The 14,802-nt window shown below is 70.8% G+C and carries 16 protein-coding genes; 8 read left to right on the top strand and 8 right to left on the bottom strand.

What is annotated here, in order from left to right; translation table 11 throughout:
* Positions 1-102: 102 nt before the first annotated feature.
* The 3 genes from ABH940_RS12395 (at position 103) to ABH940_RS12385 (ending at position 2,800) form a co-directional block, all read left to right on the top strand.
* Positions 103-1,527: a cytosine permease gene (locus tag ABH940_RS12395; RefSeq protein ID WP_370105249.1), complete on the top strand. Its 1,425-nt coding sequence runs from the start codon at positions 103-105 to the stop codon at positions 1,525-1,527.
* A 97-nt stretch (positions 1,528-1,624) separates the two neighbouring features.
* On the top strand, positions 1,625-1,936 hold the full coding sequence (locus tag ABH940_RS12390; RefSeq protein WP_370105248.1) for a DUF5808 domain-containing protein: 312 nt from the start codon (positions 1,625-1,627) through the stop codon (positions 1,934-1,936).
* Positions 1,937-1,975: 39 nt separating this feature from the next.
* On the top strand, positions 1,976-2,800 hold the full coding sequence (locus ABH940_RS12385; RefSeq protein WP_370105247.1) for a hypothetical protein: 825 nt from the start codon (positions 1,976-1,978) through the stop codon (positions 2,798-2,800).
* 81 nt (positions 2,801-2,881) lie between these two features.
* On the opposite strand, the gene ABH940_RS12380 is transcribed toward ABH940_RS12385, so the two are convergent.
* The 4 genes from ABH940_RS12380 to ABH940_RS12365 all read right to left on the bottom strand — a co-directional run bounded on the left by ABH940_RS12380 (position 2,882) and on the right by ABH940_RS12365 (position 6,141).
* Positions 2,882-4,078 carry a methyltransferase domain-containing protein gene (locus ABH940_RS12380; protein WP_370105246.1) on the bottom strand — a complete coding sequence of 399 codons (1,197 nt, stop codon included), beginning with the start codon at positions 4,076-4,078 and terminating at the stop codon, positions 2,882-2,884.
* A gap of 3 nt (positions 4,079-4,081) precedes the next feature.
* Positions 4,082-4,225, bottom strand: coding sequence for a hypothetical protein (locus tag ABH940_RS12375; protein WP_370062584.1), 144 nt, complete (start codon positions 4,223-4,225; stop codon positions 4,082-4,084).
* A gap of 238 nt (positions 4,226-4,463) precedes the next feature.
* Positions 4,464-5,315, bottom strand: coding sequence for a helix-turn-helix domain-containing protein (locus ABH940_RS12370; RefSeq protein WP_370062582.1), 852 nt, complete (start codon positions 5,313-5,315; stop codon positions 4,464-4,466).
* A 31-nt stretch (positions 5,316-5,346) separates the two neighbouring features.
* Positions 5,347-6,141, bottom strand: coding sequence for a DUF6879 family protein (locus tag ABH940_RS12365; protein WP_370062580.1), 795 nt, complete (start codon positions 6,139-6,141; stop codon positions 5,347-5,349).
* A gap of 295 nt (positions 6,142-6,436) precedes the next feature.
* Here ABH940_RS12365 and ABH940_RS12360 point away from each other — a divergent pair, with 295 nt between their 5' ends.
* Entirely contained in the window at positions 6,437-6,595 is a 159-nt protein-coding gene (locus ABH940_RS12360; protein ID WP_370062578.1) for a hypothetical protein, read from the top strand.
* Between the two features lie 70 nt (positions 6,596-6,665).
* Here ABH940_RS12360 and ABH940_RS12355 read toward each other — a convergent pair whose 3' ends face one another.
* Complete coding sequence (locus ABH940_RS12355) at positions 6,666-7,235, bottom strand: GNAT family N-acetyltransferase (protein WP_370105245.1); 570 nt, start codon at positions 7,233-7,235, stop codon at positions 6,666-6,668.
* 165 nt (positions 7,236-7,400) lie between these two features.
* Here ABH940_RS12355 and ABH940_RS12350 point away from each other — a divergent pair, with 165 nt between their 5' ends.
* Positions 7,401-7,739 carry a nuclear transport factor 2 family protein gene (locus tag ABH940_RS12350; RefSeq protein WP_370062574.1) on the top strand — a complete coding sequence of 113 codons (339 nt, stop codon included), beginning with the start codon at positions 7,401-7,403 and terminating at the stop codon, positions 7,737-7,739.
* A gap of 9 nt (positions 7,740-7,748) precedes the next feature.
* Here ABH940_RS12350 and ABH940_RS12345 read toward each other — a convergent pair whose 3' ends face one another.
* On the bottom strand, positions 7,749-8,777 hold the full coding sequence (locus ABH940_RS12345; RefSeq protein WP_370105244.1) for a trans-acting enoyl reductase family protein: 1,029 nt from the start codon (positions 8,775-8,777) through the stop codon (positions 7,749-7,751).
* 125 nt (positions 8,778-8,902) lie between these two features.
* Here ABH940_RS12345 and ABH940_RS12340 point away from each other — a divergent pair, with 125 nt between their 5' ends.
* The gene (locus ABH940_RS12340) at positions 8,903-9,865 is read left to right on the top strand and encodes a helix-turn-helix domain-containing protein (RefSeq protein ID WP_370105339.1); all 963 of its coding nucleotides are present in this window, start codon (positions 8,903-8,905) and stop codon (positions 9,863-9,865) included.
* A 36-nt stretch (positions 9,866-9,901) separates the two neighbouring features.
* Here the strand turns inward: ABH940_RS12340 and ABH940_RS12335 are convergent, their stop codons facing one another.
* The gene (locus tag ABH940_RS12335) at positions 9,902-11,980 is read right to left on the bottom strand and encodes a phosphocholine-specific phospholipase C (RefSeq protein WP_370105243.1); all 2,079 of its coding nucleotides are present in this window, start codon (positions 11,978-11,980) and stop codon (positions 9,902-9,904) included.
* Between the two features lie 168 nt (positions 11,981-12,148).
* On the opposite strand from ABH940_RS12335, the gene ABH940_RS12330 reads away from it, so the two are divergent.
* Together ABH940_RS12330 and ABH940_RS12325 are read left to right on the top strand one after the other, a co-directional pair.
* On the top strand, positions 12,149-12,976 hold the full coding sequence (locus ABH940_RS12330) for an aldo/keto reductase (RefSeq protein WP_370062568.1): 828 nt from the start codon (positions 12,149-12,151) through the stop codon (positions 12,974-12,976).
* Positions 12,977-13,154: 178 nt separating this feature from the next.
* A complete protein-coding gene (locus ABH940_RS12325; protein WP_370062566.1) occupies positions 13,155-13,829 on the top strand; it encodes a TNT domain-containing protein in 675 nt (224 codons plus the stop codon).
* 23 nt (positions 13,830-13,852) lie between these two features.
* Here the strand turns inward: ABH940_RS12325 and ABH940_RS12320 are convergent, their stop codons facing one another.
* Positions 13,853-14,590: a class I SAM-dependent methyltransferase gene (locus tag ABH940_RS12320; RefSeq protein WP_370062564.1), complete on the bottom strand. Its 738-nt coding sequence runs from the start codon at positions 14,588-14,590 to the stop codon at positions 13,853-13,855.
* Between the last annotated feature and the right edge of the window lie 212 nt (positions 14,591-14,802).

Genomic DNA, 14,802 nt, shown 5'->3' with positions numbered 1-14,802 from the left:
AGGCGATTCAGAATGAAATTATTCAACCTCTTGACAGCTGCCTGAGTCCATACAGCAAGATGTGGCACACCCCCACACGTCTCGAGCTTCCGAGGTGGCCTCATGGAACGGCGCGCACTGGAGTTCGTCCCGGAATCCGAACGGCACGGGAGATCACGCTCCCTCTTCACCGTCTGGTTCGCGGCGAACACACAGATCACCACGATCGTCACCGGTGCCCTCGGGGTCGTACTGGGCCTCCCCCTGCCCTGGGCGATCCTCGCGCTGATCGTGGGCAACCTGTTCGGCGGCGTGTTCATGGCGCTGCACTCGGCCCAGGGCCCGAAGCTCGGCGTGCCGCAGATGATCCAGAGCCGGGCGCAGTTCGGGTTCCTGGGTGCGGTGATCCCGCTGCTGCTGGTGATCCTGATGTACCTCGGCTTCTTCGCCAGCAGCGCGGTCCTCGGCGGCTCGGCGCTCGCAGCCTGGACCGGCATGCCCCAGAGCGCCGCGGTGGTCGCCGTCGCGGCGGTCTGCGTCGTGCTGGCCCTCTACGGTTACCGGCTGATCCACCAGGTGGAGCGCTGGATCAGCCTGCTCAGCGGCATCGGCTTCGTCTACCTCAGCTACCGGCTGCTCACCGGGAACAACCACCCGGCCGGGATGTGGCACGCGGGCTCGCTCAACTGGGGCACCTTCCTGCTGGTGATCTCCATCGCCGCGACCTGGCAGATCACCTACGCCCCGTACGTCGCCGACTACTCCCGCTACCTGCCCTCCGCCACCCGCGTCGCGCCGCCGTTCTGGTGGACCTACGCCGGGTCCGTCGGCGCCAGCATCTGGATGATGTCCTTCGGCTGTGTGGCGGCGGCCGTCGCGCCCAAGGCGTTCGGCGACAACTCGGTGGCCTTCGTCGTCGGCCTGGCCCCCGGCTCGATCTCCGGCCTCTTCTACCTCGTCGTGGTACTGGGCGTGCTCGCCGTCAACGTGCTCAACCTGTACGGCGCGTTCATGTCCACCACCACGACGCTCTCGGCGCTGCTGCGCTTCCAGGTGGGCCCGGGCCTGCGCGCGGCGTTCATTCTGCTCGCGGCCACGGTCGGGACGGTGCTGGCGCTGGTCGGACAGGCGCACTTCCTCAACACCTTCGAGAACTTCATCCTGCTGCTCACGTACTTCCTGGTCCCGTGGACGGCGATCAACCTCGTCGACTTCTACGTGATCCGCCGTGAGCAGTACGACATCCCCGCGCTGTTCGACCCGGCGGGGTGCTACGGCCGGTTCAACTGGCGCACCATGGTCGCGTACGTCGTCGGCGTCCTGGTCGAGGTGCCGTTCGTCAGCACCACCTACTACACCGGCCCGATGGTCGCGCATCTGGGTGGCGCGGACATCTCCTGGCTGCTGGGCCTGGCGGTCTCCTCGGCCCTCTACTTCGCGCTGATGCGCAACCAGCCGGTCCCGCCCGCCGTCGCCGGCGACGCGATCGCCCTCACGACCGCGCCGGCTGCAGAGACGGCGCTCACCGCCGAGCCCGACCACAGCTGACCCCCACCGACCGCAGCGGCCCCTCGCGTCCCGAGACGCGGCGGGCCGCTGCGCGTTGCTCTTGCCCAGCCCCCGGGCGGCGACTTACTGTCGCGACATGGGAGCCAGGAACGCTGGAAACACCGTGGGTCGGCGCGGCAACGCGCTCAATCTGATCGTCCTCGCGGGCGCCTCCGCGCTGGTCGGCGCGGCCGTCGCCAAGGAACTGGGCCAGGCCCCCGAGGACCGCACCTGGCACGGCCGCATCGCCGGTCTGCCCTACGACTTCCGCCCGCCCACCCTCGCCCGCCTCCGCGCCGAGTACTGGGACCCGGAAAACGACGCCCTTTTCACTCCGCATGCGTTCGGCATCGGCTACGGCGTGAACCTCGCCCGCGTCGCCCGCGACCTCACCTCGCGTGAGCGGTAATCAGGCAGACCGCTCCTTCAAGTGCGGCATCATGGGCGGATGCCGGCCGACACCGCGCGACGCGCGGAGGACCTGATCACCTCGAAGACCTGCCGGGACTCGGCCACACCGGCCGCCCGACAGTCGCTCCACGCCGAAACCGGCCGCTGGGGACGGACGGTGGCCCTACGCGTCCCGGCGCTTCGCGAACTGCCCTTCTACAACAAGGCCCGCGGCGTCAACGAGGACGACCTGCCGCACCTCGACGCGATATCCGCCTTCTTCACCGATGCCGGGATCGTGCCGACCCTGGAGGTGTGGGCCGGAGACGCGAGTGACCGCCTCGGTGCTGCCCTGGCCCGTCGCGGCCTGTACGCGGGCGCCGTCACCGCGACCATGCACCGGCATCTGGACGCCGGCTCTCAATCGGCGGTGCCCGCCCAGGGTTCGGTCACCGTGGAGGAACTCGACCCGACCGACGACACCGACTACGTCGCCACACTCATCGGCGGGTACGAACTCACCGACGCAAGCCCCGAACGCCACACCATGCTGCGCGCCGAACACGACCCGGCAACCGTCCGCCGCTACCTCGCCCGCGTCGACGACCAACCGGCCGCCGCCGCAAGCCTCTACCTGACCCCCACCGGAGCCCTGCTCAGCGGCGCCGCGACGCTCCCCCGGTACCGCCGCCGGGGATGCCAGAGCGCACTGATCACCCGCCGCCTCGCCGACGCCGCGAAGCTCACCGACCTCGCCGTCGTAACGGTCGCCTACGGCTCAGCCAGCCAGATCAACCTCGAACGCGCCGGCTTCCGCATCACCCACACCCGCACCACCTGGCGCCCGCTCCGCCACGAGCCGATGGCTGACGCACGCTCATAGTCTGAGCACGGACGACACCGGCGTGATCAAGCCCGCCTGAGCGCAGCGACCTGGGGGGTGGGTTGCCAGGCCTGCCGGGGCTCAGGCGGGAATGGGTACCGGCTGCCCGGGGTGGTCGAGCCAGACGAGCTGCTGCCCCTCGCGGGTGACGGTGAGCCCAAACCGGTCGAATCCCGGCCGGCCTCGGGCGTCCCACCACCGCCATGCTGCCTCGACCTCGTCCCACAGCCGCCGGGGCCCGGGCTGCACGACCTCGAATGCGGTGCGGTCTTTCTCCCAGTCGGCGGTTGCCCATGAGGTGACTGCTGTGTCGTGCAGCCACAGGGTGTAGGAGCCATCGCGATAGTGCTCGGGGCGGGGATAGACGCCGGGGACCTGGAGCCCGATGGCGAACATGGCGAGCCATCCGCCGACGTCGTCCGGGGACAGGGCGGTGGTGGTGCGGGTGCCGTCGGCCGGCCACTCCTTGCCGCCCAGGTAGATGCTGGTGGGGGTTCGGTGGACTCGCTGGGCGCGTAGGGACATGAACGCGCTGGAGCGGGTGAACCAGCCGGAGGCGCTGCCGTCTTCCTCGACGATCAGCCGCACGATCGCTTCACCGCCGTACTGCGGTCCCCACGGCGCGACGATGGTCCCGCCCGGTTTCGTCTGGGCGATCCAGGCCGCGGGGATGCCGCGCACGGAGCACGTGGCGGTGATCCGGTCATACGGTGCTCCGCTGGGGTGTCCGGCGCAGCCGTCGCCGACCACCACGAGCGGGCCGCGCCCAACTGCCGCGAGGTTCGCCCGCGCGGTGTCGGCTACGGCCTGGTCCACTTCGACGCTGACCACCTGGTCGTCGCCGAGCCGTGCGGCAAGGAGCGCGGCGTTCCAGCCGGTTCCGGTTCCTATCTCCAGCACCCGCATGCCCTCGTACGGGTCCAGGTCGCGGAGCATCGAGAACACCATCGTCGGCATCGAGTTGGACGATGTCGGCATGGTGCCTTTGGCGTCGCCGTCGTGCTGGCCGTCGTGCTGTCCGTCGTCCCACTGCGTGGTGAGCGGGATGTCGGAGTACACCGCTCGTAGCCAGGCCTGGCGGTCGGTGTCGCGGTTGACGGCGTTGTGCTGCTTGTTGCCGCCCGCTGTGCCCGGCCAGATGGTGGCCGGGATGAACAGCTCGCGGAGTGCTGCGTGGAAAGCGGGGAGCCAGTCGGTGGTGAGCGCGCCCTTCTTCATCAGCGCGGAGGCCAGCCCCAAGGCGCAGGGGCTGGCCTCCTCTTCGCGGGTGTCGGTCATCGACTACTTGCCGTCCGCCGGACCGGAGCCGTCGGAGGTGTTGCCACCCTCGTCGGAGCCGCCTCCACCGTGCTTGTTGCCGGAGTCGCTGTCGTCCTGGGGGTTGCCACCCTCGGCGGCCAGGAGCCACCACGCGTGCTTCGTCATTGTGCTCGCCCTCCTACGGGTTTCAGTGTGCCCGCGCCGACGGGTTATCCGTGCGGGAGTCGGCGGGATCGGCCGGCGGTGCCGGCGTGGCAGCCGCCCGTACCCCGCGACGGGGGCTCAGGTCGTCGGCCAGTCACCCATGCGATGCCGCCGGTTGACGGTGCGTCACCAGGTGATGGTTCGACGGTAGGAGCGGGCGCACGCGGGTCGCGAGTCTCTTCTACGCAATTGCACGGAACTACTCGCCGAGGCCGGTGAGGGCGGCGGTGATCAGGGCGCGCGCGGCGTCGCCGTAGACGGCGCTGCGGCTCAGCTCGGCGAAAGCGTGCACGTAGTCCGCGATCTCGCGGGGCTGGGTGACGTTGATCTCCGCCGTCAGCGTCTCCACGCCCACGTGCTGGTCATCGAACAGGTAGAACCCCTCCAGCGGCCACATCGTGCGATCAGCGCCGAACGGGATGATGCCCAGCGAAACAGAGGCGAGCGGCATGACGGCGAGCAGGTGGCGCAGCTGTCCAGCCATCACCTGCGCCGTGCCGAGCCGGTGCCGCAGCACCGTTTCCTCCAGCAGAAACGCGAACCGGTGCCCGCCCTCGTGCAGCAGGCGGGAGCGGGCGACGCGGGCGGCGACGGCTTCGGTGACGTCGTCCGGGGTGCCCTGGAATCGCGTGATGGAAGCAAGGAGCGCGGTGGCGTAGGCGGCGGTCTGCAGCACACCCGGGACGACGTTGGACACGTAGATGCGGCACAGGCCGGCGTCTTCGTGCCAGGTGTTCCAGTCGCGCTGCGCCCTGCGCATGCCGTCGCGGTGGACGCGCCGCCACTCCCGGTACATGCCGTCGACCGCGCGGGCGGTGGCGATCAGGTCAGCAGTCTGGTCATCTGCGTCGCAGGCGGAGCACCAGGCGCGGATGTCGGCCTCGGACGGCGGGGTAACGGCGTTGAGGATGCGAGAGGTCTTGGAGGGGTGCCACCCGCAACGGGTGGCCAGCTCCTGGCCCTTGAGTCCGGCGTCGTGCAGCAGTTCGCGCAGGCGGGCGGCGACGGCTTGGCGTGCGGCTTGGGCGCTGGACGACGGGGAGGCGGGCATGGCGGCTACCTGGTGCGGGCGGACACGGGGTTCAGACGGCGTACTGGTCGTGTGGGATCGCGCGGTCCCACACCGCTTCGAACGCGGCGGCGTACTGGGCGACGGTGGCGGGGTGGTCGGTGTAGGCGTGGCCTGCCCAGTCGCCCTCGCCGGTCCAGTAGTGGACCAGCAGGCAGCGGCCGTCGATCAGCCACAGGTCGTTTGCGGGCAGCAGCAGTCCGGACGCCTTCGAGCGCGGGAGCCAGCGAACCAGCTCGCCCGAGGCGACGTTCAGCGGGCTGACGGCGTGCTCCCACCGGATGTAGTCCGTCACCGGCTCCGAGACGACGCGGGCCCGGCGCATCACCACGCCACGGCCGATCGTCTCGCGGACCAAGCCCAGCCACTCGGGCCACCACGAGTGCCCGGGGTCCACGATGGCGTGACCGGTGCGGCGGAACTCCTCGAACTCCTCCGCCTCGTCCCCGACTCCGTAGACGTCACGCAGCTCCAAGTGCACCGCGGAGTGCTCGGCGCCGCGCAGCAGCTCGGCGAAGTTCGGGACGCCCTCTCGTTCGTCCCACACCGGGCCGGCCGAGTCGGTGAGCGTCGCGAAGGCTTGCTGCACGATCGGCTCCATCCGCGCGGGCAGGCGCACCACGGACTCACCGTTCGGCACGCCGGTGGCGTGCCCGGGTACCCACTCGGTGGCGTCGATCTCCGCCAGCGTCCCGGGCTCGGGCTTCCACCCTTGGATCACGACCTCCTGCCGCTCCTCGTCCGCCCACACGGTCGGCGATCCACCGCCACCCGTGCTCGGATCGATTCCGATGAACCGTAGCGTCATGCGGTGCTCCATCCCTCATCGCTTCTGCGTCCTTGCACGCTTTCGCGGACATGGCGGAGCGTCAAGAGCGCACGGGCGCATCCGAAATCGGAAGCCGGGCAGGCCCTCCCCCTGGGTGGACAGCCATCAGCGATAGCGGCCCTCTGCCCAAGGAACGTTGGCGGCCTGCTGTACTTTCATCGGCTGCATGGATCTGACGCACGCTCATAGTCCGAGCACGGACGACACCGGTATAAACAAGCCCGGCCGAGCCCAGCAACTCCTCTAGTTTTCATTCGGACGAGAGGAGCCCGCAGTGGCGAGCGAGTACATCAGCGAGAAGCACCGCGACCTGGTTGCCCGTTACCGGCAGGCGGAGGCAGAGACCGAGAACACCGTCTGGCCCGACCGGCCGGATGCTGTGAACCGCGTCGTTGTCTTCGATCCGCACCTGCACGCCCGCCCGCGCGACTGATCGCGACGAGAAGGGTCCCGACTCCTGATGGAGTTCGGGGCCCTTCCGCTTCCCGGCTAATTCACCGTGGTCAAATCGCCATGGCGAAGCGGCGGCACACATGCACCCGGCCGAACTCCGCCCGGAGACGCGCCTCCTCGGCCAAGGGCGCGTGGGCGAAGACCTGAATGGGCTTCAACCCCGCTCCCGCCTCGACGACCGCGCGGCCCGGCTCGGACGGGTCGGCGTAGTGGAAGGCGTAGACGTGGAGGTAGTGGTCGCTCTCCGCGAACCCCACCGCCCGGTACCAGGCGAGTGTGTCGGCGTCGTCCCTGGTCCAGGCGTCCAGGGTGGTCGCACCCGCGTCGCGGGCCCAGGCGCGGGTGGAGGCGAGCAACTCGCCTGCCAGGCCGCGGCGTCGGTGGTCGGGGTGGATCGCGACGGTCTCTGTCGTCGCCAGGTCGCCCTCGACCTCGGTGTCCATGATCCCGACAACGGCCCCGCGCTCGTCCACGGCGACCAGCTCCAAGCCGGGCGCAGCGATGGCGGGCTTGGCGGGGACGACCGAGTCGTAGTAGGCGGTGTCGAGGAAGGCGAGCACCCGGCAGCGGAGCCAGGAGGTCTCGTCAGAAGGCGTGTATGCGCGAACGGTACAGGTCATGATCACGGTCCTCTGCAAGCGGGCTGATGGGGTGTCGGCTGCTACGGAGGGAGGTGATCACACGGCGATCGTGCGCCCGGCGCTGCGAACCGGGCAACTGATTTTCCTGTCCTACTCTGACGACAGCAGGTCGCCGGCCCGAGGACGGAGGAAGTCGAGGTCACCATGGACATCAACCCGACGAGCGTGGTCGAGGCGGCGTTCCGTGCCTATCGGGCGCAGGACCGCACGGCGGCCCTCCCGCTCTACGCCGACGACTTCACCTTCACCAGCCCGCAGGACGACCACATCGACAAGGCGGCCTTCTTCGAGCGCTGCTTCCCGACCGCCGACCGCTTCACCGAGCAGCGGATGCTGCACGTCGTCCCCGTCGACCCGGAGCTCGTCTTCGTCCACTACGACTACGAGCTCACGACAGGCGGCCGGCACCGCAACGTCGAGGCGATCACGGTACGGGACGGGCTCATCCGGGAGGTACAGGTCTTCTTCGGCGGCGCGGTGTGAGTCGCGGGGTTACGGCGTCTCGACGGAGACGTGCGGCGACAGGGCCTTGAGGAAGTCGGTCGCGTCGAACAGCTCGCCCGCCGACGCGACCCCGACCGTCCGGGTCCCGCCCGCGAGGATGCGCTGGGTCGCTTCGACCACCAGCGGCGCGGTGACCGCGTAGATGTCCTCGCCCCGCGCGACCGCGCGGCGCTCCTCGTCCCCCGAGCGGACCACGACGTCGACCACAAAGGTCTCCGCCGTGCGTCCGTGCTCGTCGACCGGCGTGGCCGCGGCCAGGTCGCCGGCCGCCGCCGTCGACATGTAGGTGCAGACCTCGGGGATGGAGAGGTGGCTCGGGAGGGTGACCACGTCCGCCATGGTGAACTCCGCCAGCACGGTCCGGCGGCCCAGCGGCTCGGGGAACTCCCACTCCAGGGTGGGGAGTTCGGTGGCCTCCACGTACTCCAGCCGCCCGTTGGCGTAGCGGACGCGGCGGTCGCCGCGCCGCTCGCGGGAGACCACGCCGGCGGCGAGCGTGCCCGGGGTCGGCTGCCAGCTGCTCAGGCCGTAGGCGACGTGGGCCTCGTCCGCCGACGTCCAGTCGCCCATCGCGGCGGTGGCGAGCAGGTCGCCGAGACCGCCGTAGAAGGCCATCGCGGGGACGACGACCGTGCCGGCGGCGCGGGCGCGGTCGGCGAAGTCCGCGAAGGTGTCGACATTGGCCTCGATCTCGGCCGCGACGTCCAGGTAGGGGATCCCCGCGCGCAGCGCCGCCTCGATGACCGGGGCCGACGTCGTCGCGAACGGTCCCGCGCAGTTGATCACTGCGGCCGCACCGTCCAGCGCGCGGTCGAGCGCGGCGGGATCGTCGACCGACGCCGGGCGGACGTCGAGCTCCCCCGCCCCCTCGGGCAGGGAATCCGCCAGCGCCGCCAGCTTGTCGGCGTCCCGGCCGGACAGGACCGGCGCCAGCCCCCGCTTCAGCAACTCCGCCACCACGAAACGCCCGGTGTGTCCATACGCCCCGAACACCGTCACCTTTTGGGTCGATCCCATGACTTGACTCCCGTTTCTCTGTTCCGTGCCGCGTTCCTGCTTCGAGATCATCCTGATGGACGCGAAGCCACGGCACTAGTGTCCGGAACGACATCACCCATACACTTCCGGACATGGATCGGGACGTGAAGACCGTCGCCCTCGCCGTCACCGACGGCATGCTGCACTTCGAACTCTCCCTCGCCCTGGAGGTGTTCGGCTCTCCGCCGGTGAGCGTGACGCGTCCCTGGTACCGGCTGCTCGTCTGCGGCCCGGGGCCTGTGCAGGTCGGACGGTTCCGGCTGGAGCCCGACCACGGGCTCGACCACCTACGGCATGCCGACACCGTGATCGTCCCCGGCTGGGCGGACGTCGACGAGGACCCGCCGGGCGACCTGGTCGACGCGGTGCGCGCGGCCCACGACGCGGGGGCGCGGATCGCCTCCCTCTGCACCGGCGCGTTCGTCCTGGCCAGGGCCGGTCTGCTGGACGGTCTGCGCGCGACCACGCACTGGGCGCACACACAGATCCTGGCCGAGCGCCACCCGCTGGTCGAGGTGGACCCCGACGTGCTGTACGTGGACAACGGCAGCGTGCTCACCTCGGCGGGCAAGGCCGCCGCGATGGACCTCTGCCTGCACCTGGTCCGCCTCGACCACGGCTCGTCGACGGCCAACGCGGTCGCGCGGCGGCTGGTCGTACCGCCGCACCGGGACGGCGGGCAGGCCCAGTTCGTCACCAGCCCGATGCCCCCACCGGGCAACCATCCGCTCGCGGACCTCCTCCCCTGGGCGATCGAGCGGCTCGACCAGCCGCTGACCGTCGAGGACCTGGCCCGGCAGGCGCGCATGAGCTCACGTCACCTCGGCCGCCACTTCCGGCAGGTGACGGGCACCACGCCACTCCAGTGGCTGCTCAACCAGCGGATCCGGCGCGCCCAGGAGCTGCTGGAGACCACCGACCAGGGCATCGACCTGATCGCGGAGACCACCGGCATGGGCACCTCGACGACTCTGCGCCGCCACTTCCACCGGTCGGTGGGCGTCCCCCCGGACACCTACCGCCGCACCTTCCGCAGCCACGGCCGGTCGGAGCACGTTCCCGGCTGACGCACTGTCGGCCGGGAACGATCAGCTCCGCACTGGTCAGACGCGGCCGATCGCCGGGTCGCTGGAGCTGACCTGCCCCGTCTCCACGCGACCGGCCAGGCGGCGCAGGTCGGAGGGCCGACCGTCGGTCAGCACCGAGACGTCGTACCAGCCGTGGGTGCGGCGGGTGTCCACCTGGTGCACCGCCTCGGCGCCCGCGCGGAGGGTGAGCGTGACCGGGCCGTGGACGCCGTAGGCGTCGACCAGGACCACGTGCGCGCTCGCCGTGCCGCGGTTGGTCAGGGTCAGCCGCACCTCCCCGCCGGCGCCCTTGTGCCGGGCGGTCACCTCGACGCCGACCTGCCCCGGCTCGCCCCGGAACTGCCGCAGGAACCCGGACGGGCCGTGGACGGTCAGCTCGTAGGGACCGGAGACGGAAGCGGTGGACGCGTCCCAGACGTGGCTGAGGCTGCGTCCGGCGCCGACCGTGAACGTCCACGGCCCGTCCGTACGGGACGTGGAGGTCGCGAAGAAGTTGGCGCCCGCGCCGCCGTGGCTGGCGAAGTCGACGGTCAGCGCGCCGGAGGCGTCCACGGAACCGTCGACCGCCAGGTCGTAGGGAAGCGGACGGGACGGCCGGGTCCCGCTCTCCTGCTTGGGCAGCGCCGGGTTGGCCGGCAGCGTGGGCACGTAGTCGGGGTGGCGGTTCTTGTCGGGCGGCAGGTACCCGGCGGTCGACGGCAGGGACGGGGGTGCGTCGTCGTGGCGCCGGAAGTCGAACGCCGAGGTCAGGTCGCCGCACACGGCACGGCGCCAGGGCGAGATGTTGGGCTCCTGGACGCCGAACCGCTGCTCGATGAACTGGATGATCGAGGTGTGGTCGAACGTCTGCGAGCAGACGTAGCCGCCGGTGCTCCAGGGCGAGACCACGAGCATCGGCACCCGCGGGCCCAGCCCGTACGGACCGGTCACCGCGCCACCGCCCGCGCTGTAGAGCTCCAGGCCCGTGTCGGCGGTCGACGCGCCCTGTGCGGCGTCGGCCGGGGCGAACGGCGGGACCAGGTGGTCGAAGAATCCGTCGTTCTCGTCGTAGGTGATCAGCAGTGCGGTGCGGCTCCACACCTCCGGGTCGGCGGTCAGCGCGTCCAGGACCTGGGAGATGTACCAGGCGCCGTAGTTGACCGGCCAGTTCGGGTGCTCGGTGAACGCCTCGGGCGCGACGATCCAGGAGACCTGGGGCAGCTTGCCCGCCTTGACGTCCGAGCGGAGGACGTCGAAGAAGCCGTCGCCCGCGCTCGCGTTCGTGCCGGTGCGCGCCTTGTCGTAGAGCGGGTCGCCGGGGTTGGCGGTGCGGTACTGGTCGAAGTAGAGCAACGAGTTGTCGCCGTAGTTGCCGATGTAGGCGTCACTCGTCCAGCCCCACGAGCCGTCGGCGTCCAGGCCGGTGCCGACGTCCTGGTAGATCTTCCAGGAGACCCCGGCCGCCTCCAGCCGCTCGGGGTAGGTGGTCCAGGCGTAGCCGGCCTCCGCGTTGGAGATGACCGGGCCGCCGCCCTTGCCGTCGTTGCCGACGTAGCCGGTCCACATGTAGTAGCGGTTCGGGTCGGTAGGGCCGAGCAGCGAGCAGTGGTAGGCGTCACAGACGGTGAACGTCTCGGCCAGGACGTAGTGGAACGGAATGTCGTCCCGCGTCAGGTGCGCCATGCTGGTGGCGCTCTTGGTGGGCACCCAGCGGTCGTAGCGGCCGTTGTTGAGCGCGCCGTGCGTGCTGTTCCAGTCGTGCGGCAGGTCCTCGAGGAACTGCAGGCCGAGGTTCGGCGCGTCCGGGTGGAAGGGGAGCACGTCCTTGCCACCGCTCGCCCCGCCGTCGTTCTGGTACCAGACCGGCTTGCCGCTCGGCAGGGTGACCGGGTGCGGGTCGCCGAAGCCGCGGACGCCGCGCAGGGTGCCGAAGTAGTGGTCGAAGGACCGGTTCTCCTGCATCAGGACCACGATGTGCTCCACGTCGCGCAGGCTGCCCGTCGCCCGGTTGGCCGGGATCGACGCGGCGCGCGCGACGCTGGTGGACAGCACGGACGCGGCGGCCGTGCCACCCGCGAGTTGGAGGAAGCGGCGACGGTTCAACGAGGATGACATCAGGTCAGGCTCCGGTCTCCGGTGCGTCGGCGCACTCGGCTCGGGGACGTGCGTGCAGATTCTCGACAGATCCACGACAACGCAAGAGGGCCGAACGGGGGATGCCGGGCAAACCCCGGTGGAACGCTCGGCGAGGCACCTCGGCCGGGCCCTGGCAGACTGGTGGTCATGCAGACGATCACCTTGAACAACGGGCTGACGATGCCCCAGCTCGGCTTCGGCGTCTGGCAGGTGCCGGACGCGGAGGCCCGCACCGTCGTCGGCGAGGCACTGGCCGCCGGGTACCGCAGCATCGACACCGCCGCGATCTACGGCAACGAGAAGGGCGTCGGCCTGGCGCTGCGCGACAGCGGCCTGCCGCGTGACGAACTCTTCGTCACCACCAAGCTCTGGAACACCGACCACGCGGGCGACGCCGCGCTGCGGGCGTTCGACGCCGGCCTGGAGCGTCTCGGGCTGGACTACATCGACCTCTACCTGATCCACTGGCCGGTCCCCTCGCGCGACCGGTACGTCGACGCGTGGCGCGCGCTGGAGAAGATCCACGCCGAGGGCCGGGCGCGCGCGGTGGGCGTGTCCAACTTCGGTGCGAAGCACCTGGAGCGGCTCTTCGCCGAGACCGGCCTGGTGCCCGCGGTCGACCAGGTCGAGCTGCACCCGTACTTCCCGCAGACCGAGCTGCGCGCCCTGCACGCGAAGCACGGCATCGCAACGGAGGCGTGGAGCCCGCTGGGCCAGGGCCGTGGCCTGCTGGAGGACCAGACGCTGGTCGCGATCGGCGCCAAGCACGGCAAGACGGCGGCCCAGGTGGTGCTCCGCTGGCACCTGCAGCTGGGGAACGTGGTGATCCCGAAGTCGGTGACACCGGAGCGGATCCGGCAGAACTTCGACGTCTTCGACTTCACCCTCGACGCCGAGGACCTGGCGGCGATCGCGTCCCTCGACCACGGCGGGCGCATCGGCCCGGACCCGGATACGTTCGACTGGATGGGCTGAGCGACTCCGCACGGAGAGCGCGGGGGCAGGGCGGGCGCGCCCGGCGCACCACGCACGGCGGCGCGCCCGGACGACATCGTTACTGGTGGGACCGCGTTCGACCCCCCGTTCCGCTCTTTCGAGTGGTTTGATCACGTTACGGGCCGCCAGCCCGTGGCTGGGGTGTTTCGATCACCCCATGACGGTTGCTCAGAACCTTTCCAGGATCGGCGCAGGCCTCGCCCTGGTCGTCGCTGCCACGGCGCTCACCGGGGTGGGTACGGGGGCGCAGGCCGCGCACGCCGACGTGTTGCCCAGTGACGCCTGCTCCGCCGCGTTCGACAACGGCGACGCGCGCCTCGGTCCGGAGCAACTCCCGACCGCGGGCTCGGTCGGCCGCGAGCTGACGGGTTACCACCGCACGGGCGGCGAGTCCCCCGTGGCCTTCCTCGCGCAGTACTACGACCCGACGGCCTACAACGGCGCGGGCGGCTGGCGCTACCCGCCGGACAACGGTTACCTGATCGCGCCCGACGGCAGGCCGATGGAGATCCACGAACGTCTCCTTCCCGGTCTGGACATCGACCGTTTCGGCAGCGAGTACGGCTCCTTCCTCGCCCCGGAGGGCTCGGCGTACTCCTCGCGCGCGCTGCCGCCGCAGAGCCTGGACGGGCAGCCCGCCGCCGGGTGCAACTACCACGACTACAAGGTCCTCAAGCCCTTCGAGGTGGACGCCGGGCCGATCGCGCCCTGGTTCAACCAGCCGGGCTTGGGCTGGCAGTACCAGCTCGACGCCTCCCTGTTCCCGGGCGCACCGGCACAGCTGAACGTGCAGTGGCTGGTCAACAACGGCTACCTGGAGCGGCTCGTCTGACGTCGTCCCGTGACGTCGTCCGGTCAGGCCGAAGGCCTCCGAGCCACGAAGACGAACTCCTTGCCAGGACGGTCCGGGGCGTCCCGCACCTCCCGGACCTCGTATCCGTTCGCGGCAAGGTCCGCCTCGATCTCGTCCCGCCGGCGGAAGCGGAGCGTGGAGAGCGACGTCAGCTCCGGCCCGCCGTCGGCCTCCCGCACATAGGTCCAGCGGAAGGTCACCAGCGGGCCGTCGACATCGAGCAGGTCGACCCAGCTGGTGACCGCCCCGAGGCCGGGGAACCGCGCGACCCGGTAGGAGCTCTCGCGGTTCCATGACTCCCACGCGCGCCCCGCGGGGTCCCGGGTCTCGAAGATCAGATGCCCGCCGGGCCGCAGCGCCGCGTGGACGCGGGCGAGAGTGCCGTTCCAGGCGGCAGGCTCGACGATGGCCTGGGCGACGTTCCCGGTCATCACCGCCAGATCGACACGCAGCTCGGGCGGCAGTGCGGTCGCGTCCCCGCAGATCCACCGGACGCGGTCGGCGCCCGGCTTCGCCCTGGCGATCTCCAGGGAGGCCCCGGCGGGATCGACACCGGTGACGGCGAGGCCCCGGTCGGCCAGCATCAGCGCGAGCACACCGGTCCCGCACCCGATGTCCAGCACGCTGCGCGCGCCGAGCTCGTCCGCGATCCGTGCGTAGAAGTCGAGATCGTCGCGGTCGCCCTCCATCGGGTCGTAGAGGGCAGCCATCGCGGGGTCGGCGAAGAGATCATCGGGCACGCGCCCGAACGTACCGCGCGGGCACACCGCCCCGCCGTCCCTTTGACTGCACGGCGCGCGCCCCGCCCGCTACGGTTCGGACACGTCCCACCACAGACAGCAACAGGGTTTGCCCAGCTCAGCAGGGGTAAGGGGCAACTGCGGGGTTCTGCTTTGAGCGGCCGGATCCCCGCGCCGCGAGGGCATGGACAGGTGGCCTCGCGGCTCCTCAC

Origin of the sequence: Streptacidiphilus sp. BW17, assembly GCF_041262485.1 — a bacterium.
Lineage (GTDB): Bacteria > Actinomycetota > Actinomycetes > Streptomycetales > Streptomycetaceae > Streptacidiphilus.
This window is presented reverse-complemented; position numbering and strand designations above follow the sequence as displayed.